At 59.8% G+C, this 21892-nt stretch carries 22 protein-coding genes and 1 tRNA gene; 7 read left to right on the forward strand and 16 right to left on the reverse strand.

What is annotated here, in order from left to right:
• A partial coding sequence (locus DyAD56_RS03445; RefSeq protein ID WP_146010429.1) for an IS3 family transposase occupies positions 1–220 on the forward strand: 220 nt, incomplete at its 5' end.
• 202 nt (positions 221–422) lie between these two features.
• Here the strand turns inward: DyAD56_RS03445 and DyAD56_RS03450 are convergent.
• Positions 423–1961: an LA2681 family HEPN domain-containing protein gene (locus DyAD56_RS03450; RefSeq protein ID WP_102301357.1), complete on the reverse strand. Its 1539-nt coding sequence runs from the start codon at positions 1959–1961 to the stop codon at positions 423–425.
• Positions 1962–2524: 563 nt separating this feature from the next.
• Here DyAD56_RS03450 and DyAD56_RS23515 point away from each other — a divergent pair.
• The 3 genes from DyAD56_RS23515 to DyAD56_RS03465 all read left to right on the forward strand — a co-directional run bounded on the left by DyAD56_RS23515 (position 2525) and on the right by DyAD56_RS03465 (position 6016).
• Positions 2525–2797, forward strand: coding sequence for a hypothetical protein (locus tag DyAD56_RS23515; RefSeq protein WP_146010430.1), 273 nt, complete (start codon positions 2525–2527; stop codon positions 2795–2797).
• 380 nt (positions 2798–3177) lie between these two features.
• Entirely contained in the window at positions 3178–4593 is a 1416-nt protein-coding gene (locus DyAD56_RS03460; protein WP_158241246.1) for a site-specific integrase, read from the forward strand.
• A 175-nt stretch (positions 4594–4768) separates the two neighbouring features.
• The gene (locus DyAD56_RS03465) at positions 4769–6016 is read left to right on the forward strand and encodes a hypothetical protein (RefSeq protein ID WP_102301360.1); all 1248 of its coding nucleotides are present in this window, start codon (positions 4769–4771) and stop codon (positions 6014–6016) included.
• A 33-nt stretch (positions 6017–6049) separates the two neighbouring features.
• Here DyAD56_RS03465 and DyAD56_RS03470 read toward each other — a convergent pair whose 3' ends face one another.
• The 9 genes from DyAD56_RS03470 to rplM form a co-directional block, all read right to left on the reverse strand.
• Positions 6050–7030 (reverse strand): hypothetical protein, encoded by a 981-nt coding sequence (locus DyAD56_RS03470; RefSeq protein WP_102301361.1) that lies wholly within the window; start codon positions 7028–7030, stop codon positions 6050–6052.
• A gap of 56 nt (positions 7031–7086) precedes the next feature.
• Positions 7087–8697 carry a MobA/MobL family protein gene (locus DyAD56_RS03475; protein ID WP_158241247.1) on the reverse strand — a complete coding sequence of 537 codons (1611 nt, stop codon included), beginning with the start codon at positions 8695–8697 and terminating at the stop codon, positions 7087–7089.
• Positions 8698–9006: 309 nt separating this feature from the next.
• On the reverse strand, positions 9007–9762 hold the full coding sequence (locus tag DyAD56_RS03480) for a hypothetical protein (RefSeq protein ID WP_102301363.1): 756 nt from the start codon (positions 9760–9762) through the stop codon (positions 9007–9009).
• Between the two features lie 131 nt (positions 9763–9893).
• Positions 9894–11051 (reverse strand): DUF4238 domain-containing protein, encoded by a 1158-nt coding sequence (locus DyAD56_RS03485; RefSeq protein ID WP_102301364.1) that lies wholly within the window; start codon positions 11049–11051, stop codon positions 9894–9896.
• Between the two features lie 44 nt (positions 11052–11095).
• Positions 11096–11809, reverse strand: a complete 714-nt coding sequence (locus DyAD56_RS03490; RefSeq protein WP_102301365.1) for a hypothetical protein — start codon at positions 11807–11809, stop codon at positions 11096–11098.
• Positions 11810–11881: 72 nt separating this feature from the next.
• Positions 11882–12400, reverse strand: a complete 519-nt coding sequence (locus DyAD56_RS03495) for a hypothetical protein (RefSeq protein WP_102301366.1) — start codon at positions 12398–12400, stop codon at positions 11882–11884.
• A 135-nt stretch (positions 12401–12535) separates the two neighbouring features.
• A tRNA-Gln gene (locus tag DyAD56_RS03500) sits at positions 12536–12609 on the reverse strand.
• 54 nt (positions 12610–12663) lie between these two features.
• Positions 12664–13056 carry a 30S ribosomal protein S9 gene (rpsI, locus tag DyAD56_RS03505; protein ID WP_102301367.1) on the reverse strand — a complete coding sequence of 131 codons (393 nt, stop codon included), beginning with the start codon at positions 13054–13056 and terminating at the stop codon, positions 12664–12666.
• A 9-nt stretch (positions 13057–13065) separates the two neighbouring features.
• Positions 13066–13494: a 50S ribosomal protein L13 gene (gene rplM, locus DyAD56_RS03510; protein ID WP_102301368.1), complete on the reverse strand. Its 429-nt coding sequence runs from the start codon at positions 13492–13494 to the stop codon at positions 13066–13068.
• 140 nt (positions 13495–13634) lie between these two features.
• Between rplM and DyAD56_RS03515 the strand changes: the two genes are divergently transcribed.
• The gene (locus DyAD56_RS03515) at positions 13635–14843 is read left to right on the forward strand and encodes a (Fe-S)-binding protein (protein ID WP_233202270.1); all 1209 of its coding nucleotides are present in this window, start codon (positions 13635–13637) and stop codon (positions 14841–14843) included.
• A complete protein-coding gene (gene coq7, locus DyAD56_RS03520) occupies positions 14840–15481 on the forward strand; it encodes a 2-polyprenyl-3-methyl-6-methoxy-1,4-benzoquinone monooxygenase (RefSeq protein WP_102301370.1) in 642 nt (213 codons plus the stop codon). The genes DyAD56_RS03515 and coq7 overlap by 4 nt, the downstream gene beginning before the upstream one ends.
• Positions 15482–15574: 93 nt before the next feature.
• Here the strand turns inward: coq7 and speD are convergent, their stop codons facing one another.
• A complete protein-coding gene (gene speD / locus DyAD56_RS03525; RefSeq protein WP_019465856.1) occupies positions 15575–16360 on the reverse strand; it encodes an adenosylmethionine decarboxylase in 786 nt (261 codons plus the stop codon).
• Between the two features lie 278 nt (positions 16361–16638).
• Between speD and crp the strand changes: the two genes are divergently transcribed.
• A complete protein-coding gene (gene crp / locus DyAD56_RS03530; protein ID WP_102301371.1) occupies positions 16639–17334 on the forward strand; it encodes a cAMP-activated global transcriptional regulator CRP in 696 nt (231 codons plus the stop codon).
• Positions 17335–17402: 68 nt separating this feature from the next.
• On the opposite strand, the gene DyAD56_RS03535 is transcribed toward crp, so the two are convergent.
• The 5 genes from DyAD56_RS03535 to DyAD56_RS03555 form a co-directional block, all read right to left on the reverse strand.
• Positions 17403–18377, reverse strand: a complete 975-nt coding sequence (locus DyAD56_RS03535) for a helix-turn-helix domain-containing GNAT family N-acetyltransferase (RefSeq protein ID WP_102301372.1) — start codon at positions 18375–18377, stop codon at positions 17403–17405.
• Positions 18378–18539: 162 nt separating this feature from the next.
• Positions 18540–19241, reverse strand: a complete 702-nt coding sequence (locus DyAD56_RS03540) for a haloacid dehalogenase-like hydrolase (RefSeq protein ID WP_102301373.1) — start codon at positions 19239–19241, stop codon at positions 18540–18542.
• A 21-nt stretch (positions 19242–19262) separates the two neighbouring features.
• Positions 19263–20057, reverse strand: a complete 795-nt coding sequence (trpC, locus tag DyAD56_RS03545) for an indole-3-glycerol phosphate synthase TrpC (RefSeq protein ID WP_102301374.1) — start codon at positions 20055–20057, stop codon at positions 19263–19265.
• Between the two features lie 42 nt (positions 20058–20099).
• Positions 20100–21167, reverse strand: coding sequence for an anthranilate phosphoribosyltransferase (gene trpD, locus DyAD56_RS03550; protein ID WP_102301375.1), 1068 nt, complete (start codon positions 21165–21167; stop codon positions 20100–20102).
• Entirely contained in the window at positions 21164–21760 is a 597-nt protein-coding gene (locus DyAD56_RS03555; protein ID WP_102301376.1) for an aminodeoxychorismate/anthranilate synthase component II, read from the reverse strand. The genes trpD and DyAD56_RS03555 overlap by 4 nt, the downstream gene beginning before the upstream one ends.
• Positions 21761–21892: the final 132 nt, after the last annotated feature.

A 21892-nucleotide genomic window follows, 5' to 3' on the forward strand; every position in this document is an offset into this window, starting at 1 on the left:
CAACGCGTTGGCCGAGACCATCAACGGGCTCTACAAGGCCGAGCTGATTCACCGCCGAGCACCATGGAAAACCAGAGAAGCGGTGGAACTGGCCACGCTCGAATGGGTGTCATGGTTCAACCACCAACGCTTACTCGAACCCATCGGGTATATTCCACCCGCCGAGGCCGAAGCTAACTACTACCGTCAGCTGGCTTCCGACTTGGTGCAGGCCGCATGATCACTTAAACCAAATAGCCTCCGCGAAAACCGGGGCGATTCAAAGTGTCATTTATCCCCCATCGGGCCGAAAAATACTAAATACAACTCAAAGGTTTTAATTAAAAACCGGCCATCAGCGAAACCAATCATAGCGAAAAATCAGCCCCAAAATCCTTGGCTGATATGCGGCCCAGACGTGAAGGTCCCGCGACTGGCATCTATCAACGCTTCCAGTCGTCTTCAATCGTGTGCAAGGTCATTGGAGCCACCAGTCCATCTTGGTCCTTTGCTCGCATCTGCTCTTCCTTATGGATGCCAAGGACCAAATAAATCAGCGCAGACCGAACCAACTGCATCAGCCGCAACGTCCGGTGTTCCAGGTCCGTTCGGCGAATGGAATGAGCCAGGGTGTCGTGGAACATGTCGTGCGCGGCAGGCGCATCCAAAAGCAGTTCATGGACCTTCACGTACTTATGTTCGAGATGATTGCGCAAATCCGCCAACGCGCGTGCCTCGGGCTCGGTCGAGTCCCGCATGCCTTCTTCAAACAAGTCCTTGCTCAACCAGTACAGGCCCCGGAGTGGCCAGTTCTCAGAGGTCGAAAAGCGAGGGCGAACCGGGCCTTTATCCTGGTCGCGCCAAATGGTCCTGAAGTTAATCCTCTTCTCCGGCATACCCAGCGCAAGGTACTGATTTAAGAAGTAGGCCACCTTGTCCAGAATCGAGTAAGTCATGCGAAAGGCCAACTTAACCTTCTCAACAGCAAGGCCATACGCGGGATAGTCCAAGGTGTTGTAGAGCAGCACGTCCCGGTCGGAAAAATGCGGACGCTCCGCATGCATTCCCTCCCACAACAACCATCGCGCTGACACAAACGCCTGCTTTAGTTCGTTGAACATGCCTGTAATGATTGGAGGTTCCCCGATGGCGGTGGCGAAATCGGGAAGCCCAAGAATGTCATTCGCGGCGACCGAGGCCGTCTCAACATCATTCAACGGGTTGAGGAAGAGCACATTCCGCAGGCACCAATGGCGATAGGAGCGCTCTTCGTCGCTTTCGCCCATGTCCCATCCATCTGGCGCGTGGTGGGCTTCAATAGCGTCGAGGTTATAGACCTCAGCAATCCGCTCCGCGGACGCCGTATAGAACTCCGCCAGACTGGCATCACCGAAATGGCCATGAGTCGAGAGCGACGCCAAACCATCTAAAAGGTCGCGATGGGCGTGAAGAGCCAGCACTCCGTGGTGTCCTGGGTCATAGAGGGCAACCGCGTAGTGCATGAGCGCGCGACCACGATTGCAACGGGCCATCCAGAAGTTCGGCTCAATGGTGAGCGCAGCACTCCAGGCACGCCTCGCTTCAATGAAGCGCCCTAAGGTATCGAGCGAGTTGCCCAAGTTAGTCAAAATCTGGCAGCGCCGAATAGGATGCAGCGACTCAAAAGCCACGCTGTTCATTGCTCGCCGGAGCCAAAAGATTTGCTCGCGCACCTCCGGCTGCTCGAAATCCCATGCCGCGGCCCGTTCGACACGATTGAATCGCTGACGCCAGGCCCAAGCGTTGGCGCGGTAGTAGTCCAATGCCGCCTGCTCATCGGGCTGAAGTCCCCGGACCTCGAACGTATCAGCCATGACCAATGCTTCGTCGATGAGCACCGAATCACCAGCATCACCGGCTTGGTCGACCAGTTTTGCAATCGCATCTAGCGCATCTGCATGGGACAAGTTGCTCATCGAAATAGGGTTATCAGGCGTCGCCATACTCTTACCTGCCTTGTCCGGTTGGGTTCATCGCGTCGCATGCAACGGAATGATGACTGGCTAAGGATGAGGCGACCAATCGGCCCTCGCAAGCTGGCTGGCTGGCTGGCATGAATGCATCAGGCGAAGCCGATTTCATCGGCTCTCCATCTCCGCAGCGCCAATTACATGTAATGGCATTTCTGCGCGTGCGCTCGGGATTAGATTCGAAAGGGGCTCGCCATCAATTGTTAAGAATCGGGGAAACGTTGGTTTGTCGGCGTCGCTTTTCCAAAAAATACGGCCTATGGCGCTCAACGGGTTAGAGCGATGTTGGTTAGTGCAGCAACCAACTCTTTAGCAAAGTAGTGAACACTAATAAGGCTTCACGGAACATGGCGCAGCACACCGCAATCATTCACGAAGCGAAGCGCGAGCGAGACGCCCCAACTTCGGCGGCTTCTCCAGTGCCCCGTCCTTCCGACAGCCCCCTGTGCGCCGTCCCTTTGAGATGCCGGGACGAATGCCTTCTGACGCTGTTTCACTTAGACCCGCGGCTGACGTACCTTGGCGACCGTGAGCGCATGCGGCTCATTGTGAGGTACTTCGATACCACGTTTAACAATCAACAGTTGGGCCGCGCCTATGTACGATTGAAACAACTCGATGAACATGGCCTGCTTCGTACCCGCGTATTCGACCGTTCGGGCTCTCGCTCTGAGAATGGCCCCCTGCTCGCTCAGGCCACCCAAGTGATAGGTGAATTAGGAGCACGCTGGGGCTGGAATGATTTGCAGGTGGCCGAACGGCAACGACGCTTGCAGCGCGTGCTGCGCTTGCTCGGGCATGAGACCTGACGCTTAAAAAAATATGGAATGAGAATCACCCATGCCTGCAGTGCACCGACGATTCGACTGCAGCGGCGAATGTGGGTTTGTCCCATTGACAAAACCCACGGATCCCCTTGGATAGAGTTGAGGACGCATCCCGCGCCCTCCCACCGAAGTCTCGGTCCGAGGAAATCATCATGTCTCATCCATGCTATACGCATCCAGCGCGTCGCTACGCGTCTTCGCCCGCGCACCCGCCGGTCTCTCCGCACCAACGCGCCGTCGCTGACGCCGCGGTGCAAAATCTAGGCGCTACCGGAGCACCCCCGCCTCGCCATTACTACCACGGAGCCACGCCCGACGGTCGCCGTGTCATCACACGTTCCAATAGGTCAGTGGGCGCCGTCATGGACGCACTTCAGAAGAAAGCGGACACCACTGACCTATTTACGAACGCACCACAGTCAGCCTACGACGTCGCATTGATTCGTGGGCCAAGCACCCACAACACGGCCCCACCCGCAGTCATGGGTGGCCACCTACACATTCAGCGCATGCGCGCCACCAAAATGCTGGATGTGCCGCAGGACGTCTTGGACTTTAACGGCAGCGCGATACTGCACTATCCGGAAGCCGCGCCTAATGCAGCACTACTAAGAGTAGTTCCACCGGTGCCCACCTATGGGGCTACACACCTTCGTTTGTCAGACCGTGCCGCCGTTTTCCTGAGTCAAACAAAGCAGCGCAATCTTTCCCGCTGCATGCTCATCGATTCGCTATGGACATTGCGCATCTTTGCAGAACTCGTTGGCGACAAGCCACTTGCCGAAATCACGCATGACGATGCCGATGCTTTTTTACAAGCGCTTGCCCTGTGGCCGCCACACGCAAGCAAAAGGCGCGAGTATCGCCTGATGGCGGCACCGCAAGTCATTGCCAAGGCCAAGTTGCTGGGAAGCCCGGGCCTCAATCTGCGCACGCAGCAAAAGCACATCGACCGACTTCGGACGTTCTTTCGCTGGCTGGAAGAGCGTGGCGAAATTGAACCAGGACTGCTGAAGGGGGTTCGCCTTTACACCCGAGCCAGAGATTTCGGGCGACATCGTCAGCCATTCTCTGAAGAGAACCTGTCTGCGATTTTTGACGCGCATCTTGATGCCACCTGCGATGCTCCGCATATGTTTTGGGCACCGTTGATGGGCCTCTATCAAGGCATGCGTATCAATGAAATCGGCCAACTCTATGTGGACGACATCCAGCGCATAAATGGCACTCATTGTATCGACATCACATGCGACCGCCCTGGTCAACGTTTGAAGAATCGGCAGTCCCGACGGTTGTTGCCGATTCATCCGACATTGATTGATTGCGGTTTTCTTGACTTCGTGAAGCAAGCGCGGCGGTGGCGCCGCACTACGCTATTTCCAGGCCTGTCCTGGGGCATCAACGGACCCGGCGATGGAATCGGCGATTGGTTCAATCGAACTCTGCTTCGAAAGCGATGTGGCATCTGTGCGCCGACTTTGACATTTCACTCGTTCCGCCACTGCTTTGCGACGTATGGAGAACGCTCCAACGTTCCTGATGCGCGTCTAGCGCTTCTCTTAGGGCATAGTTCCGGCGAAAGTATTCTGCGCATGCACTACGTCAAGCACGCTTCGACTGCTGAACTATCCAAAGACCTCAATGCCATCCAGTTTCCCAAATTCGGACATGGGCGGTATGACCCAGCCCGGTTTGAGGCAGTCTTTGATAAAGCCAATAAGCAGGAAACTCGACCGGCCCGTCTAGAGGCCGTCTATGGACCGCTGAACAACAGATAGGCACTGACGCAGGGGCCCATGCCCAAAGGGGCATGCAAAACCACCGTCAGGTTGCACCGAACATGCGCGATGCCGCCCTTGGCGGCTTCGGCCCCAGTCCAATCCCTGCTTCTCCCCCTGGAGCGCTGTTAGGCTGACGCCCATCGTCCCATTTGGCCCAAGGAAGAGGCACACCATGTACCACGGGTTTGAAGGCGTCGGATACCTGTTTTCCAAGTTTCGCTTGCACGACCGGTTGCAAACGCACATCACCGCCATGGAGCGGGAAATCACATCGTTCGACCCCAACCGGCTGCTCAATACCGCACCCGCCGACCTGGCGGCATACCTGAAGCAGAAGTACGGTATGGAACCTATTCAACTGCGGCGCGATGAATGGCACGCGGTGGAGAAGGAGACCAAGGTCGACGTTCGACACGACGGATTTCGGCGCGGTATTTTCGACCAAAGCCAACCCGTTCTAGTACCCGGCCAACGGATTGACGTTCGCATTCCCTTTGACGGCGATGCAGACCTGTTCCTTGCCCAGGGCAACACGTATTCCACTAATCCGCCACGCGCCTCCGTGGACGGCTCGGAACTTGTAATCACTTTTGAGTTTCCCTCAGACAGCCCGCCGGGGGACCTGCGTGGGTCCGTCGACCAAACACTAAATAACATCGAACAGTACCTTCGCTGGGGGCGTGAAGTCCTTGACCCGTGGAATCAGCGTCTGGAGGGGGTGGCACTGGCCGCCATCGAGCAGCGGCGAGCGCGCATCCTGGAAAATCAGGGACGTTTGTCCTCGCTGGGTATCCCCGTTCGAGCCAAGACTGACGCGCCCAAGACGTACGCAGTCCCGGATGTGCGCCGCAAGGCCATTCCAACATTGCCGCCGGCGACCACTACACCGTTTGAGCCAGAGCCCATCTGGGCCATGGAGCACTATGAGCATGCACTGACGGTCATGCAGAACATGACATTGGTGATGGAGCGCTCCCCGAGTGCTTTCGCCAAACAGTCAGAAGAAGACCTGCGCGACCAGTTTTTGTTCCAACTCAATGGTCAGTTCGAAGGTCGCGCCACAGGTGAAACGTTCAATCTTCACGGCAAAACGGACATCCTGCTCCGGGAAAACGGAAAGAACGTCTTCATAGCCGAATGCAAGTTCTGGAAGGGCCCGAAGAAATTTTCTGAAACCATCGACCAGTTGCTGGGCTATACGTCCTGGCGCGACACGAAAACCGCGATATTGGTGTTCAATCGAGGCACTGAGCCAAGCACGGTACTCAAGGGCGTGGCAGAGGCTGCACAGGCCCATCCAAACTATAAGCGCACGCTACCTTGGAGCCACGAAAGCGCATTTCGATATATCTTCCACCACAAGGACGACGCCAATCGCGAGTTCATCCTGAGCGTGCTGGTATTCCACGTGCCTAAGTAAGCCCACAACAAAACGTCCGTGCGGCGGTGGCAACTACCGGTCGCGTTCTTTCTCGGCAACGTAGCGGTGGTAGGAACAGAGCCTATCGCCGCAGCCGTAGTCCTCCAGGCTCAGCGGCTCGTTGCATACGCCACACGCGACGCCGTCTGGCATCTCAAATCCGCAGGCGAAGCACTGTCCGTCCTCGGATACATAGGTACCGTTGCCACACTCCGGGCAGGTATCCGTGGGTGGTGCACCGCCATCCTTAATCGCCAGATAGGCCTCGCCCGCGAAGTGGTCGGCCAACATTTCGGCCATCCAATCTGCAAAGTCGGATGTTTTCCCACATGCTTCGCACTTGAATCGGATATCAAACGGGCTGGCGTTGTCCGGTTCAACCTGACCCACAAGCGACGATGCGCAGTGAATGCAAGTCGGCGAAATAAGGAAGGCGCCTAGGAGTGCTGGAAGCCCATCGACCTCAATCGGCTTGAAGGTCTCAGTGCATTCCTTAAGCATTGCCGCATAGACGGCACTTTGGTTCAACAGTTCGTTCCAAGCGCGCTCCCCCAGTACCGTCGACGGGTCCGCGCCAAGTTGAATCGGCAGAAATGACCTTAGAAAATGGAACCCATCCACGAATGCACTGAGGACAACCTCCGGCTTCTCAACGTAATGGTGCTCGAGTTGATTCCTGACTTTGACTACTCGCTCCAACTGCGCGAAGTCCACGGCAACGCCAAACGACTTGAACCGCTCCTTGATTTCATTCACGTCAACCGTTTGTTGCCCGAAATGCTCCAACTTGACGGCGGACGTTCCACCGGGAACTGGTTTCAGGTGTTTCCATATCAGGATTTCATCATCCGGCGAAAGCCGCCGCAGTTTCTCCTTGCATAGCAACAACAACCCAGTTGTCAGGTTGCGTACGGCAGAGGCGAGCCGCGGCGGCTCTCCCATGATGAAGTCCTCCACGCCAATGCGAATTGCGTCAAGCGCGTTCTGATAAAGGGGGTTCCGCTCTTGGGACATAGAGCACCTGCTGACAGACTGACGTTGGAGGCCGAAGCTCAGGACACCCAGGAAGCCTACAACCCTACCCGGGGGCTTGAGCGAAGGGTCGGAGGGGTGGCGTCCAGCGTCAAATCATCCTCTCCGGCTGCTTCCTCAGTATGCGGAAGGACCTTTTCAAGTGCTACACGCTCATCCTCCCGACACACAGCCACCAACTGCGCCGCATACCCCGCCCCCAGTTCGGCCAGTGCTTTTACGACGCTCCGCAACCGTCCTTCCTGGACCTCTTGCTGTACCGTCAAAGGCGCCTCGTCTTCGGCCAACGCCTCGATTGCTCTCTGGTGGCCACGCAGGGTCGCTTTCAAAGCCTGCACTTCGGCGTGGTGCGTCCGCGCTTCCGTACGAAGTCGCCGCCACTCTTCCGGCATCTGCGCTGCATCTCCGCCACACGCCTTTGCCACAGCAATTCTCCAGGGGTGCGCTGCCTCCCATGTCTTGAGGCGTTGATAAGAGTCTGCGCGCTGTTCACGCTGACTCGCCAACTCATGTTCCAGCCCCAATATTTCTGCGCGCTCCCGCTCTCGGTCCTTGGCGAATCGAAGCAACGCCGCTCCAAGACGCTCCAGTGCACGAAGCGCGCTTTGAATTACCCGAACGAGAGAAACAGCCTCTCGGTGGGTTCGCTGCTCGTCTTCTGTACCCGTTGTTCCAATGCTTGTCCGAAACCGTGTCGCCAATGAGCCAGAGTCAAGGGAGTCCTTAGGAGCCGCGATTCTCGGCTCCGACTCGGCGACCACCATAGCAGGCGTGCCATTTGCGTCCTCCGAATACGCGGCCTTCGCCACATCGGCCATCGCTTGCGCATGCTGGGCGCTCAACGTTGCGGCGTGGGCTTTCTTATAGACCTCGCTCATGACAAGGATGTCCCGCACTGCATCACCTTGGCGTGTAAAGAATCCATCGCGCTCCAAGGCGACCACCTTCGCCCCTAAAGTAGGTTGCGGTGTGAGCCGCACGCCCGCGCGGACATAGGAGCGATGGTCGACGTCAGGAACGCCGCCGCTCTCTGCCAGATAGCGATTGGCCAAAGTCGCCCAGTGTTGATTCAGCCGCTCGACGTAGGCTCCAGAAGTGTTCTTGTTCGAAAGCATGGTGAGTTTTGAGCCAAGGACCCACATGGAGGACCCGCCGTCCTCTGTTGTTGGCTCCAGTCGCCGCGTCGGAAAATAAAGATGTGCGTGGAAGCCGACTTTGTGAGAAGGCTTTGTATTTCCTAGTGCGTCGACTGAAGCATCTCGGTGAAGCCCCATCGAGACGGGCGTATGCAACTCCCGCACGATGAACTGTGCCATCTCCTCAGCCAAATCGCCTGCTTGCTTGTCGCTCAAGCCGAATGGAATTGGAATCCTGAAGTCTCTCGCTTCCTGGGCATCACGCCGTTTCTCTGCCTGTCGTACGCGCACCCAGAGAATCTGTGGGTCAGTTGCCCATGCGGGAGCGCCAGCAGGTGCGATGGTCGTCGCGCGCACAATCTCTTCGCCAATGGCACGCCGTGTGTAATCGTGCCATTGATTATCGAGTGGGTCGTACAGCCGCAAGCCGAGCCGATAAGCAGCACCGGCAACGGCACTATGTCCTTTTGCGCGATTATGTGTTTCTAGGTGAGGGCGAGCGTGCTGAGACATTCCATCCTCCTTGATTTGGCTTGGCCATCCATGGCCATCAACGGGTGCCGAGCAACTGCGACCACTCGCCCTCATGGATTTATCCAAGCAGAAGCGCGCGACATGTCAAGCGCGCTACTCGGCTAAACCCCCGACAAAACGCCGCATATTTCTTACGAAAGGCTTCCAATCCGAGGCAGCATGACTTCGGTCTGATGCTTAGGCTCTGAAAGGACTTTTGCCGTTTGCCCTTGGCTCTAAGCGTCGTTTTCGAAGAAAACTAAGACGCGCACTTCGCTCCTGCGTTGGCCTGTGGTCTTCGTTTTTCGCCTACACCGAGCCAATGAGGTCATCAACTGATGCACGCAGGACTTCCCACGACGTGCGACACGTCGCTTCGTCAAAATTCGCCTTCATCGATACCTCGACCCAAGGGTGAACAACGTTCCTGGACTCACGCAAAGCATGACTGAACTTGCCGCGGTCGCTCTTGAGCCAACCCACATCCACTGCTACATCAACGAGTACATTGAGTGTCCAGTCCTGGATTGCTGGTGATTTGCCTGCCTTATCCTTAGGGGCTTTCGCCGACTGATAGGCCAAAGATGGGTGCAACATCGCGCGCGCAAGCAGGAGCGCTTCGAGCACGCTACCCATCATGATGATGCCTGAGGTGTAGCAGCCGATATGCACGCACTTTTGCGCTTCACGCCAACGACGCTCCACCGACTCCTTGAGCAGCGGAACCGTCGTTGTCAGTTTGGACACGTCTGGCGGTGCAACTATTTGCTTCTTCGCCGGAGCAGCGGGCGCTGCATTCAAAAAGCGCTGGGCGCTCTTGATGTGAGCCGCCAGCGCTTCGAGCCGAACGCGCCGGCTCATCGTTTCAAAATTGGAATCGTTATCGAACTGGGCGAGCATGTTCGGCGGTAGCCCTTCCACGCCATCAATTACATGTCGGACTTCCCTAACCTTAGCGTCAACCTCGCGCAGGCCGGGGAATGCGTCGGTCGCAGCCCTTCCGTCTGAAAGGGTGATGTCTTTCAGAATGGCCGCCAGCAACGAAAGCGCAGTCGTACGGTCCATAACCCACTCCTAGCGGAATGCGGGGGCCCGCTCCGGAGCCCCCGCTGTCATTTGACACACACTACCTATCCGTTCCCACCTTTGCATCGTTCACATCGGGCAGTGCAAGCGGCCCACTGCACGACGCGCGCCTAGAAGTATTCGCGGAGGTCTTGAGGAGGCTCCTTTCCCTCTCGCTTGTCCCAATCATCCCAAACCCGCTTCGCCCGCTGGTGAGCGTCCCATTCAACTGCTCGCAGGGCATGAGCGCGCGGGTCGTCGATGTTGCGATGCCCGTACTCATTGGCGCCCCAGTGGCCGCCGCCCTCGAATCCAACCACAAAGCCCGTGGTAAACGAGACCTTTCGTGGGTCCGGCATCAGAAAATGGGGACCACCCAATTTTGGCCAGATGGTCTTGCCGACACGTTGCTCCGGGTAGAGCCAATCCTCCTGTGCCGCTGCGATGTATCGGCGGGCCTGCGTCTTGAGTACGTGGTTAATGCAAATGACCTGTTCTTCGCCGATGGTCCTTCCACGCTGAACCTTCCGCAGGTCGAACATGGCATCGGCCATGTATCTCGGGTTCTCTCTGAACTTCTTTGGCGATGCCTTGGGGTTTCGGGCGTACTGTGTGTTGGTAATCACCAGGCAGTGATTGGGCCCAATCGGAAAGAGGGTCTGTGTTCCGATACGTTCAACCAGCGCATGACCAAAGCGGCGGACCTCTTCAGAGCCCGGGTATATCTCTTTGTTGTACATCGAAACCGGACAGTCGCTGACGATGAATTTCGTCGGCGAATCTGGACACGAAAGCACTTCCCAAACGCTTTCGCTCCAGATGGTTTGATACAAACGCCAGAACCGACCCAGTATTTCCAGCGTGTCCTGGTGGCTTTTCGCGTTGACGAGTCCTTGAAGTACATGGAGGCCACGCGGAGTGCGAAAAAGTTGGGCGGAAAGGTAGTTGTGCATGTCGCCGAACGCTTCATGCACACCCTCACGCATATCGTAATTTTCGAAGAAGGACGCTGCCGCTTCACCGCTGGCATCGATGCGCCCGAAAAAATGTCGCTCAATGACATCGGTTGCGTGCTCGCCAAAGAACAACGTGTAGAGATGGTCTTGCTTGAAGCAGTTGACTGGCCCAAGCAAACGCAACGCTTTGCGCGTGATGGGCGGCTTGCCAGGTCGGTGAATTTCCTGGGGCTTGAGGTCCAAATAGTAATACTTAGCCTCGCGCGCTCCGGGATTGAGGAAACGCTTCTGGTACCACTGAGGCACGTAGTGGTTGCGTACGGTGAAATCCATATTTGCCCCCGTGAACCGGCTTTAGCCACTCTCAGCCAAACTCATCACCCCTCGGACAGGTCCCGCGCATCGCTCGCCTGTAAAAACGCAAAGTCGATGGTCTGCTTCACGATGCGAACCGTGGCCTCGTAGGACATGATGCCAATGCCGAAGAACAAGAAAATCAGAAATCCGGCCAGCACCCGCGTCATAGCCTCTTGTCGAAGCGCATCAGACACGTCGGTCGTGAACACCCAGTGCGACGCGGCCCAAACGAGGCCAGCCCAGCAAATGCCCAGGAGCCAGTTGATGCGGGTAATCCGTGCGCTGGCCGCGGAGTCGAGCGTCGCGACACCAGACTGGAGCAACTTGATAGTGGCTTCGTCCGGAGCGACGGACTTGATGTGCGCTGCAAGCCTGGCCACTTGTGGTGGTCGAATGCCCAGTCGAGTCGACCGACTGGGAAGACGGAAAATCACTGAGCCCGTAGCCATCAGCCCGGCGACAATCCAGCCGTTCGACGTGTGGAGATTCCCCACCGAACCGCCACCAGTGAGCCACATGATGACGGCAAGGATGCCCCACCAAATGGGCACCAGGAACAATCCGAACCCAAAGGTAGCCAAGCGCTCTTGGACACCCACCATGAGAAACCAGGGCACATGCACGACAGCGTCGAGCGTGGATTCCACCGGCTTCCAGCGCGATTTGACGCGCGGACCAATGACTAGATGCTCGGCCTCCCGAACGATAGAGACCGTTTCCTCAAAAATAGACATGTCCCTCCCCCTGACCGGCGTCCTGTATGAGCCATGATGGATTTTCCCACTTCACGTTGCCATAGCGCAGTCTCAGGACTTGCGCTCACCGTCCTGAACCTCCGGGCGGTCCGCGACCTTTCCCAGGAGGTCGGTATAGGCGTCGAGCGTCATCCAGGCCACGCCGTGGCGCTGAGATAGAGGCACGTCTTGCAACGCAGTAAAGAAATCGACGGGGCGGCGCTCCTTGCCGACCTGGGTGAATAACCACTCGTCGTTATGGTGGGCCATGGCCATGAACGCAGAGAAGGTTTGCGGATAACCCCGAACCGCAGCGTCGTGAGCGACGCCTACTTCTGCAGAACTGGCGTGGCGATGCAGTCGACGCGCCGCCAAGACATCACGCAGCACGTATCGAACTGCCGCACGGGGCTTAGCCTGATGAAAAGGCGGCGGGTCGCCAGCCTTCCTCGCACGCTCAAGTGCGTCGAGCGAACGCCCCATAAGCACTGCCGCCTCAATGGGCTGCAACTGCGTTTCGGGGTCAAGGTCGTAAATGCCATTGCTCCGAAGGAAGTTATCGGAGAACGACCGGGGTAAGGGTTTCGGCATTAGGGCGGCCACTCCATGTTGGGCACATCCTATGCGACACCCTGAAGCCGCGTCAGCCACCCCAGGCGGCGTAGGCCACTTGTAGGCCAGAAAAAGAACAAGGGCCTAGCCTTTCGGCTAAGCCCTTGTTTTTGTTGGCTGGGAGACTAGGATTCGAACCTAGATAAACGGAGTCAGAGTCCGTTGTCCTACCGTTAGACGATCTCCCAAAACCCTGCTGAGCGGTGCGCTCTGACTTGTTGCACCGGCCAGTCGAAGCGTTATTAGCGCTTCGAGAACTGGGTAGCGCGGCGGGCCTTGTGCAGACCGACCTTCTTGCGCTCGACTTCGCGGGCGTCGCGAGTCACGAAGCCAGCCTTACGGAGCTGGGACTTCAGGGTTTCGTCGTATTCGATCAGGGCGCGGGCGATACCGAGACGGATCGCACCAGCCTGGCCGGTGATGCCGCCACCAGCAACGGTGACGTTGACGTCAAACTTGTCGGTCGCTTCGATCAGCTCAAGCGGCTGACGCACGATCATGCGCGACGTTTCACGACCGAAGAACTGGTCGAGGGTCTTGCCGTTGACCGTGATCGCGCCACTGCCCTTGCGCAGGAACACGCGAGCGGCGGAGGTCTTGCGGCGGCCGGTGCCGTAGTTCTGCTGGATCGCCATAATGATTCCTTAGAGTTCCAGCGTCTGCGGCTGCTGAGCGGTATGCGGATGTTCGGCGCCGCCGTACACCTTGAGCTTGCGGTACATCGCGCGGCCGAGCGGATTCTTCGGCAGCATGCCCTTGACGGCGATTTCGATGACGCGCTCCGGATGCGTGGCCAGCAGATCCTTGAGACTCGTGGTCTTCAGGTTGCCGACGTAACCGGTGAAGCGGTGGTACATCTTGTCGTCCAGCTTGGCGCCGGTGACGGCGACCTTCTCAGCATTGACCACAACGATGTAATCGCCGGTATCGACGTGCGGGGTGAATTCCGGCTTGTGCTTGCCGCGCAGACGGCGTGCGATCTCGGTCGAGAGACGACCGAGCGTCTTATCCGTGGCGTCGATCACGAACCAATCGCGCTTGACGCTTTCCGGCTTGGCGCTGAACGTTTTCATTTCAGAATACCTGGGCTGCCGCCTCAAGGGCGGTACACATAATCTGTGGAACAAAGGCGCGAGATGATAACGGAGTTTTCATCAATCGCGCAAGCCCACCGACCGGTGGGATGCGAGTTGGCAATGATAGCATGATCACTATGGCGCTTGAAAAGCCCCCCCATGCTCGAAAACAGAAGATCGCTGCCCTCGCCGACCAGTGCGTGCAGTGCGGGCTGTGCCTGCCAACCTGCCCCACCTATGGCCTGGACGGCAATGAGGCGGAATCCCCGCGGGGCCGCATTGCCATTGCCGCGGCATTGGCCCGAGGCGATGCGGAACCCACGGCTGCCTTGCGCATTCACCTGGATCACTGCCTCGGCTGTCTCAACTGCCAACGCGTATGCCCAGCCAACGTCAAATACGACGAGTTGCTGGTGGAAACGCGTGCACTTATCGGTCCCGCACCGGAGCGTCCGCGGCAATTGCTGGCGATGCTGAAGCAGCCCACGTTGCTGCGCCTTGCCTCACGGGTCGCCGACGCTACAGGCCTGGAGCGCTGGAAGAAACGCCTCACCGACCGGCTACCAGCGAATTCCGCATGGCGTGCCGCGCTAGCCACTTGGTCCGACGACGAAACCACCATGCCGGCATCGCTCGCACCATCCCCGGAAGCCGGCCAAACCGTGGTGGCTATCTTCCCTGGCTGTGTCGCCAGCGTCGAAGACGAAACAGCTGAGCGCGCCGCCGTGACGTTGCTGCAAGCGGTGGGCTACCGCATTCACCGGCTGCCTGCTTTTTGCTGTGGCGCGATGGATCTGCACGGCGGTGATATAGAGACGGCCGATCGTCTTGCCGAACGCGTGCGCGACAGTTGGCGCGATGCAGGCGCTGCGCAACTCGTTACGGTGACGCCCGGCTGCCTGGGCACGCTGCGCCGCGCCCTTCCGGATGTCAGTGTGACCGATCCGGTGACCCTACTTGCGGAACGCATGGATCGCCTGAGCTTTCGCCCACTGGAACGGCGCGTAGCCCTGCATTTGCCCTGCACGCAACTCAATGTCGCGCGTAGCGAATCGGCCCTGCAGAAACTTTTGAGCAAAGTGCCGTCGCTGGACCTTGCGGTGGTACCGCGCCCGCCCCACTGCTGCGGGGCAGCGGGTACGCATATGCTGGAGTTCCCGGAGCGCGCAGCGCGCCTTCGCGATGGCGTACTGGGACAGATCGCCATCTTGGCGCCACAGCAGTTGTTGTCGTCCAATATCGGATGCCGCCTGCACTTGGCTGCAGGCATGGATAAACATGGTGCGCACTGGCCGCACATGCATCCGCTTACGCTGCTGGCGCAGCAATTGGAGAACTCGCCATGAACGCACGCACGCTTTCCCCGCTCGACCGCCTGCTGGCTGGCATCGAACGCGCACTGGAAACCGTGTCCGGCGCGCCGGAAGCGGCCCGCCCTTCGCCGGCCGACACGTTCGAAGAAGCCGATATGGACGACGCCGAGCGTCGCCATGCTGCCGGCCTCATGCGCATCAACCATACGGGCGAGGTTTGCGCGCAGGCGCTGTACGACGGTCAGGCCGCGCTGGCGCGTAACGAGGACATCCGCGAACACCTGCTACATGCCGCCGCCGAGGAAACCGATCACCTCGCCTGGTGCGCCGATCGCCTGAAGGAGTTGGATAGCCGCCCGAGCCTGTTCAACCCTTTGTGGTACGCGGGCAGTTATGCCATCGGCGCGCTCGCCGCGCTCGCAGGCGACCCGGTGAGCCTGGGTTTCGTCGTGGAAACGGAGCGCCAGGTGGAAGCACACCTGGAAGAACACCTCGACAAACTGCCCCCGCAAGACGAACGCTCGCGCGCCGTGCTATCGCAGATGCAGGCCGATGAGATCCGGCATGCTCACGCCGCGCGTGAGCGTGGCGGCATCGATTTGCCGTTTCCCATCCCTGGCGTGATGCATTTGACGTCGATGGTGATGAAGGCGGTGGCTTATCGGGTTTGAAGGCCACATCGCGACGTCGTCGCGAGCCCCGCCCCTCACTCCCAAAGGGGCGAGGGAGGAATAAAAAAAACCCGCCTTTCGGCGGGTTTTTCGTTACATCAGGTTGCGGCCGTGGAAGAGCTCTTCGATCTCACGACGCAGCAGCGACTCGATGCGCTGGCGCTCCTTGAACGAGAGGTCGTCCGCGTGAGCCTCGAACAGGTACGTGTCCAGGTCGAAGTCCTTGATGTGCATCTTCGTGTGGAACATGTTTTCCTGATACACGTTGACGTCGAACATCTCGTACTTCTGACGGATGTGCTTGGCCAGGTAGTCCTGCACGGAATTGATCTTGTGATCGATGAAGTGCTTCTTGCCCTTCACGTCGCGCGTGAAGCCGCGCACGCGGTAGTCAGCGATGACGATGTCCGACTCGAAGCTGTCGATCAGGTAGTTCAGGGCCTTCAGGGGCGAGATGACGCCGCAGGTGGCCACGTCGATGTCCGCGCGGAAGGTCGCAATGCCGTTGTGCGGATGCGTTTCCGGATAGGTATGGACAGTAATGTGGCTCTTGTCCAGGTGCGCGACCACCGCATCGGAGATCGTGTCACGGCCCAGCTTCTCTACCACCGGCTCCTCGGAGATGAGGATCGTGACGGAGGCGCCTTGCGGATCGTAGTCCTGGCGTGCAATGTTCAGGATGTTGGCGCCGATGATCTCGGCCACGTCCGTAAGGATCTGGGTGAGGCGGTCGGCGTCGTACTGCTCATCGATGTATTCGATGTAGCGTTGGCGCTGCTCTTCCGACACTGCGTAGCAGATGTCGTAGATATTGAAGCTCAGAGCCTTCGTCAGGTTGTTGAAGCCCTGCAAACGCAGGCGGGGAAGCGGTTTCACCACAACGACTCTCCATGGCCGGGGATGGGGCCAGCAGTAGAGGCGGGTTAGCTACAAGGGTCCCCGCTGGATAATTCGACGTGAAAGCACGAAGCTTCCACGACCCTTGTGACCGGATCGCGACAAAGGGATCGCGTCCGAAAGACCGTGAAGTATGCGGCAAAAAAAAGGAAAACTGAACCTTCGGCAGGTCGGTTAGTTTGCCATAATGCCCGGAGGGGGGAAGGATTGGACTGTCGGGGGACGCTTGCGGACCCCGTTTGAATCTTACGGGATCTAACGTGGCGCAACTCAAATACCAGCTTCAGCAAGCCTTTGAACGTTCCCAGGCGCCAGCTAACTTCGCACCGGACCCGGCCTCGATGGAGCGCTTTCTGGCGCTTTGCCATCGCCGACGCTACCCGGGCAAGACTGCGATCATCCGTCCGGGAGACCCCGCCAACACGCTTTATTACATTGTGGACGGCTCACTGGCCGTCTGCACCGAGGACGAACAAGGCCGAGAGCTGATCCTGGCCTACCTGAGCCGCGGCCAGTTCATCGGGGAGATGGGCCTGTTCGTGGAGCAGGCTCAGCGCGAATCGATGGTGCGCACCCGCACCGCCTGTGAGATGGCCGAGATCAGCTACGAGCGCCTGTTCCAGCTGATGGAGGGTCCGCTCCGCGAGGAATGCCCGAAGATCCTGTTCGCCATCGGCTCTCAGCTGACCCATCGCCTGCTGCGTACCTCGCGCCAGGTCAGCCGCATGGCCTTCATGGACGTCACCAATCGCATCTCCAAGACGCTGCTGGACCTGTGCCAGGAGCCGGATGCGATGACCCACCCGGAGGGCACCCAGATCCGCATTTCCCGCCAGGAAGTGAGCCGTATCGTGGGTTGCTCGCGCGAAATGGTCGGCCGCGTGCTCAAGCAGTTGGAAGAGCAACGCATGATCGATGTGGCTGGCAAAACCATCGTGGTCCGCGGAACGCGCTGAACCCGCTGCCATCCGTACTAAAGAACCCGGCCTCGGCCGGGTTCTTTTTTTGCGCAAAGCCAGGCCGCTCAGGCGCTGGCGCTGCGCTTCCTGTCCGGCTGGTAGACCATATAAACGTCCGCACGCTCGTAGTGCGAGCCCGGGCGCGTCGATGGCTGCAGCACGAAACCGACCTGCTCGTACATGCGCAACGCCGTCTTCAGGCGGCTGTTGGATTCCAGGAATAGCTCCTTGCCGCCGCGCCGGTGAAATTCGGCGATAGCCGCCGCCAACAGGCAACGGCCGGCGCCCATACCCCGGAAGGTCTCGTCCACGCCCATCTTGGATAACTCGTAGACGCCGGGAGACTCGTGCAGCAGAGCACAGGTGCCGATGACCTCACCCGCCAGGCGTGCGAAGAAGATCGCCCCGCCTGAGGCGAGCACGTAACGCTCCGGGTCACCCAGCATCTCGCGATCGATATCCTCGATGCGAAAGTGGCGCTCGAGCCACTGGGCATTGAGCCTGTAGAAGTGCTCCTTCAAGGCGGGCTCGTAAGGCACCACCTCCAGCGCCGCCGAGGTCAGCGCGGCATGCTCGGCCAGCATCGCCTCGACCACCGGCCGCTCCTGCACGGCGGCTTCGGTCGCGGCCAAGGCGTCGAGCAGCGTCCGCAGCCCTTCCTCGCCCAGCGATTTCACAATGCCCCGGCGCACCGACACCCAGATCGGGCCCAGCGCCGACAGATCCGCCCGTCCCTTGTCAGTCAGCGCGAGCAGGCTGCGGCGACCGTCCTGGACGTCCTTCTTGCGGCAGACCAGGCCAGCGTCCACCAGCTTGTCGGCCAATTGGCTGACGCCCGAATGCGTCTGACCAATAGCCTGCGCCACGTCGCTGACGGTGGTTTCGCCGTTCTCCCAAAGGAAGCGCAGCACAGGGAACCAGCGCGATTCGATGCCGGCGCCGCAGGTGCGATAGACCTCGTCGACGGCCGCGTAGAAATGGTCGCTAAGCGACTTCAGCCGGCTGCCAAGCGCCAGCTGGGCAAGCGAAGGGAGGTACATCCGACTACCCTCGAACTTATTATGTAAGTGCTAACGTAATTCGATCCCTGGGCCGGGACAAGCCCGACTCCCGCGACGCCATTCCAAGCATCGCCAGCCACAGGACGAACCTCCCCGCCCCGCGGCCGCGCACAGGGTGCACCCGAACGGGGTATAAGCCGGTTAGAACCAGTCGACGCGCGTAATGGTGCGACCCAACGCCCTTTCCAGCTTCTTGCAGAGCTTGGGCGTGCCATTGACGAGCACAGCCTCCGCCGCAGGCTTCAGCATGGGGGCATCGACCAGCGAGTCGCTATAGGCCACATGCCACTCGCTAACCCCAAAAGCCGCCAGCTGTGCAGGCTTACGACGCCCCACGTTGTGCAGCTTCACGCGCATGCCCAGCAGGCCCGGACGTAGGTGCGACGCCAGTACCTCGATGCCGCCCAGCCCGAGCTGGGTCAGGATGTGGCTGACCAGCACGTGTTCGCAGCCAGTCACCACGATCACCCGGTCGCCGTCCGCCTGGTGGCGGCGCAGGGCATTCAGGCCATCGCGACAGAACTGCTTCGGCCGCCGCACCAGGCTGCCGCCGAACGCCTCAGCTGCTGTCCGGTAACGTTGTTCATTGAGGCCGATCAGGCCCACGTGAACCAGCGCTCGCTCCGCCAGCCTGCGGGAGAACGGCGACACCATAAGCATCCACGGCAGCGCACACAGCGCGCCCAGCTTCCGCAGCCAAGAGCGCTGATAGCGATCGCGCATGAACATGTAGAAGGCATCGCCATGGATCAGCACGCCGTCGAAATCGAATAGCACCGTGCGCGGCGAGGCCACGGCCGCTTCGGCCGCTGCCGGCCCGAGACTGGTTTCCCCTGTGGTCATACGTCGATATCTGGCGTGTGTTTACGTCGAGGCGAACAGGCGCTGCAATTCCGCGCCGGGGTCGTTGGCACGCATGAAAGCCTCACCAACCAGGAACGCATTGATGCCGGCGTCACGCAGCGTGGCCACGTCGTCAGGCGTATGAATGCCCGACTCGCTGACCAGGATGCGGTCGTACTCCATCAGTTGCTGCAGCTCCAGCGACGTATCCAGCGAAGTGTGGAAGGTGCGCAGGTTGCGGTTATTGACGCCGATCAGCGGCACGGGAAGTGCCAGCGCGCGTTCCAGCTCCTCGGCATCGTGCACTTCGCAGAGCACGTCGAGGTCGAGGTCAGCGGCAAGCAGCGAAAGCTCAAGCAGGGCGGCATCGCCCAGTGCAGCCACGATCAGCAGGATGCAGTCGGCACCGATCACCCGGGCCTCGTACACCTGGTAGGGATCGATCACGAAATCCTTGCGCAGCACCGGCAGCGAACACGCCGCACGCGCCTGCTGCAGGAAGTCTTCGCTGCCGTGGAAAAAATCCTTGTCGGTAAGCACGGAAAGGCAAGCTGCGCCGCCCTTCTCGTAGCTGCGCGCAATCGCCGCCGGGTCGAAGTCCGGACGGATCACGCCCTTGCTCGGGCTGGCCCGCTTCACTTCGGCAATCACGGCAGGCAGGCCGGCGTCGATCTTCGCCTCGATGGCGGCCGAAAAGCCGCGCGTTTCCGGCAGATCTGCCACGCGCGCGGAGAGTTCGGCCAGCGGCAACCTCGCGCTGCGCTCGGCCACTTCTTCGGTCTTGCGGGTCAGGATGCGCTGGAGAATGTCAGTCATGGCAAAAGCTTGATAGGTCAGTGCATGAAGAGGGCGTGAGCGTCAGCCCGCGCCGGCCAGCCGCCGCGTCACGGCGACGAATGCGTCCATTTTTGCACGAGCTGCGCCGCTGGCAATGGTGGAACGCGCGAGCTCGATGCCTGCCGCAATGGAATCCACCACGTTGGCCGCGTACAGCGCTGCGCCCGCGTTGAGGCACACGATATCGTGTGGCACGCCGCGGCGGCCTTCCAGGGCTTCCAGCAACATGGCCCGCGACTCCTCGGCGTTTTCCACGCGCAGGTTTCGGCTGGATGCCATGGCAAGGCCGAAATCCTCCGGCTCCACCTCGTACTCGCGCACTTCGCCATCACGCAGCTCACCGACCAGGGTGGCAGCGCCCAGCGAAATCTCGTCCATGCCGTCGCGCCCCCAGACCACCAGGGCATGCTTCGCGCCCAGCTGCTGCAATACGCGCACCTGGATACCCACCAGGTCGGGATGGAACACTCCCATCAGGATGTTGGGCGCATCCGCAGGATTGGTCAGCGGACCCAGAATGTTGAACAGGGTCCGCACGCCCATTTCCTTGCGCACCGGCGCCACCACCTTCATGGCCGGATGATGATTGGGCGCAAACATAAAGCCGATGCCGACCTCTTCCATGCATTGCGCCACCTGAGCGGGAGGCAAGTCGATCACCGCGCCCAGCGCCTCCAGTACGTCGGCGCTGCCCGACTTCGACGACACGCTGCGACCACCGTGCTTGGCGACGCGCGCGCCCGCCGCAGCAGCAACGAACATGGAAGCCGTGGAGATATTGAAGCTGGAGGCGCCGTCACCGCCGGTACCCACGATGTCCACGAAATGCTCGTGCGGCGGCAAATCCACCTTGGCGGACAGCTCGCGCATCACGCGTGCCGCGCCCGTGATCTCGCCCACGGTTTCCTTCTTCACGCGCAGACCGGTAATGATCGCCGCGGTCATCAGCGGGCTCACTTCACCGCGCATGATCTGGCCCATCAGCTCAATCATCTCGTCATGGAAGATCTCGCGATGCTCGATGGTGCGCTGAAGCGCTTCCTGCGGCGTGATGGTGACGCGGCGCCCGACGGTCCCGGCGCTGTTCATGCAGCGAGCTTCAGCGGCAAGCCCAGGAAGTTGCGCAGCAGATCATGACCGTACTGCGTGAGGATCGACTCCGGATGGAACTGCACACCCTCGACCGGCAGCGTCTTGTGGCGCAGGCCCATGATCTCGTCGATGCTGCCGTCCGGGTTCTCCGTCCACGCTGTCACTTCGAGGCAATCAGGCAGCGAATCCTGCTCCACCACCAGCGAGTGATAGCGCGTGGCCTCGAACGGATCAGGCAGCCCGGCGAACACGCCCTGCCCGCGATGGCGCACCGGCGAAGTCTTGCCATGCATGATCTGCTTGGCACGGATCACCTTGCCACCAAACACCTGGCCAATGGCCTGATGACCCAGGCACACGCCGAACACCGGGATCTCGCCCGCCAGCTCACTCAGCACATCCAACGACACGCCCGCATCGTCCGGCGTACCGGGGCCCGGGGAAATCATGATGTGGGAGGGCTTCAGGGCCCGGATACCCGCCACATCCAGCGCATCGTTGCGCACCACTTTCACCGCCTGCCCTAACTCGCCCAGGTACTGCACGAGGTTGAAGGTGAAGCTGTCGTAGTTGTCGATCATCAGGAGCATAAGCGGCGGAACCTGTGAGTCTCGTGCCGAGGGGATGGCCACCGGCTGGGCCGCTGGTTACACCGATTGTAGCGGCCAGGGTCGCCGCGGTGCAGCATGACTGCCGTAGGAGACGGGCACAAACGGGCCGAC

This window comes from Dyella sp. AD56, assembly GCF_002878475.1.
GTDB lineage: Bacteria > Pseudomonadota > Gammaproteobacteria > Xanthomonadales > Rhodanobacteraceae > Dyella.

Excerpts from the sequence above, each read along its gene's own strand:
- DyAD56_RS03450 (WP_102301357.1), bottom strand. The coding sequence starts at position 1,961 with ATGGCGACGCCTGATAACCCTATTTCGATGAGCAACTTGTCCCATGCA.
- DyAD56_RS03480 (WP_102301363.1), bottom strand. The coding sequence starts at position 9,762 with ATGGACCGTACGACTGCGCTTTCGTTGCTGGCGGCCATTCTGAAAGAC.
- DyAD56_RS03490 (WP_102301365.1), bottom strand. The coding sequence starts at position 11,809 with ATGTCTATTTTTGAGGAAACGGTCTCTATCGTTCGGGAGGCCGAGCAT.
- trpC (WP_102301374.1), bottom strand. The coding sequence starts at position 20,057 with ATGACTGACATTCTCCAGCGCATCCTGACCCGCAAGACCGAAGAAGTG.
- rplM (WP_102301368.1), bottom strand. The coding sequence starts at position 13,494 with ATGAAAACGTTCAGCGCCAAGCCGGAAAGCGTCAAGCGCGATTGGTTC.
- DyAD56_RS03535 (WP_102301372.1), bottom strand. The coding sequence starts at position 18,377 with ATGTACCTCCCTTCGCTTGCCCAGCTGGCGCTTGGCAGCCGGCTGAAG.
- DyAD56_RS03485 (WP_102301364.1), bottom strand. The coding sequence starts at position 11,051 with ATGGATTTCACCGTACGCAACCACTACGTGCCTCAGTGGTACCAGAAG.
- DyAD56_RS23515 (WP_146010430.1), top strand. The coding sequence starts at position 2,525 with ATGCGGCTCATTGTGAGGTACTTCGATACCACGTTTAACAATCAACAG.
- DyAD56_RS03555 (WP_102301376.1), bottom strand. The coding sequence starts at position 21,760 with ATGCTCCTGATGATCGACAACTACGACAGCTTCACCTTCAACCTCGTG.
- DyAD56_RS03540 (WP_102301373.1), bottom strand. The coding sequence starts at position 19,241 with ATGACCACAGGGGAAACCAGTCTCGGGCCGGCAGCGGCCGAAGCGGCC.
- DyAD56_RS03495 (WP_102301366.1), bottom strand. The coding sequence starts at position 12,400 with ATGCCGAAACCCTTACCCCGGTCGTTCTCCGATAACTTCCTTCGGAGC.
- coq7 (WP_102301370.1), top strand. The coding sequence starts at position 14,840 with ATGAACGCACGCACGCTTTCCCCGCTCGACCGCCTGCTGGCTGGCATC.
- DyAD56_RS03465 (WP_102301360.1), top strand. The coding sequence starts at position 4,769 with ATGTACCACGGGTTTGAAGGCGTCGGATACCTGTTTTCCAAGTTTCGC.
- DyAD56_RS03470 (WP_102301361.1), bottom strand. The coding sequence starts at position 7,030 with ATGTCCCAAGAGCGGAACCCCCTTTATCAGAACGCGCTTGACGCAATT.
- trpD (WP_102301375.1), bottom strand. The coding sequence starts at position 21,167 with ATGAACAGCGCCGGGACCGTCGGGCGCCGCGTCACCATCACGCCGCAG.
- DyAD56_RS03460 (WP_158241246.1), top strand. The coding sequence starts at position 3,178 with ATGGACGCACTTCAGAAGAAAGCGGACACCACTGACCTATTTACGAAC.
- rpsI (WP_102301367.1), bottom strand. The coding sequence starts at position 13,056 with ATGGCGATCCAGCAGAACTACGGCACCGGCCGCCGCAAGACCTCCGCC.
- DyAD56_RS03475 (WP_158241247.1), bottom strand. The coding sequence starts at position 8,697 with ATGTCTCAGCACGCTCGCCCTCACCTAGAAACACATAATCGCGCAAAA.
- DyAD56_RS03515 (WP_233202270.1), top strand. The coding sequence starts at position 13,635 with ATGGCGCTTGAAAAGCCCCCCCATGCTCGAAAACAGAAGATCGCTGCC.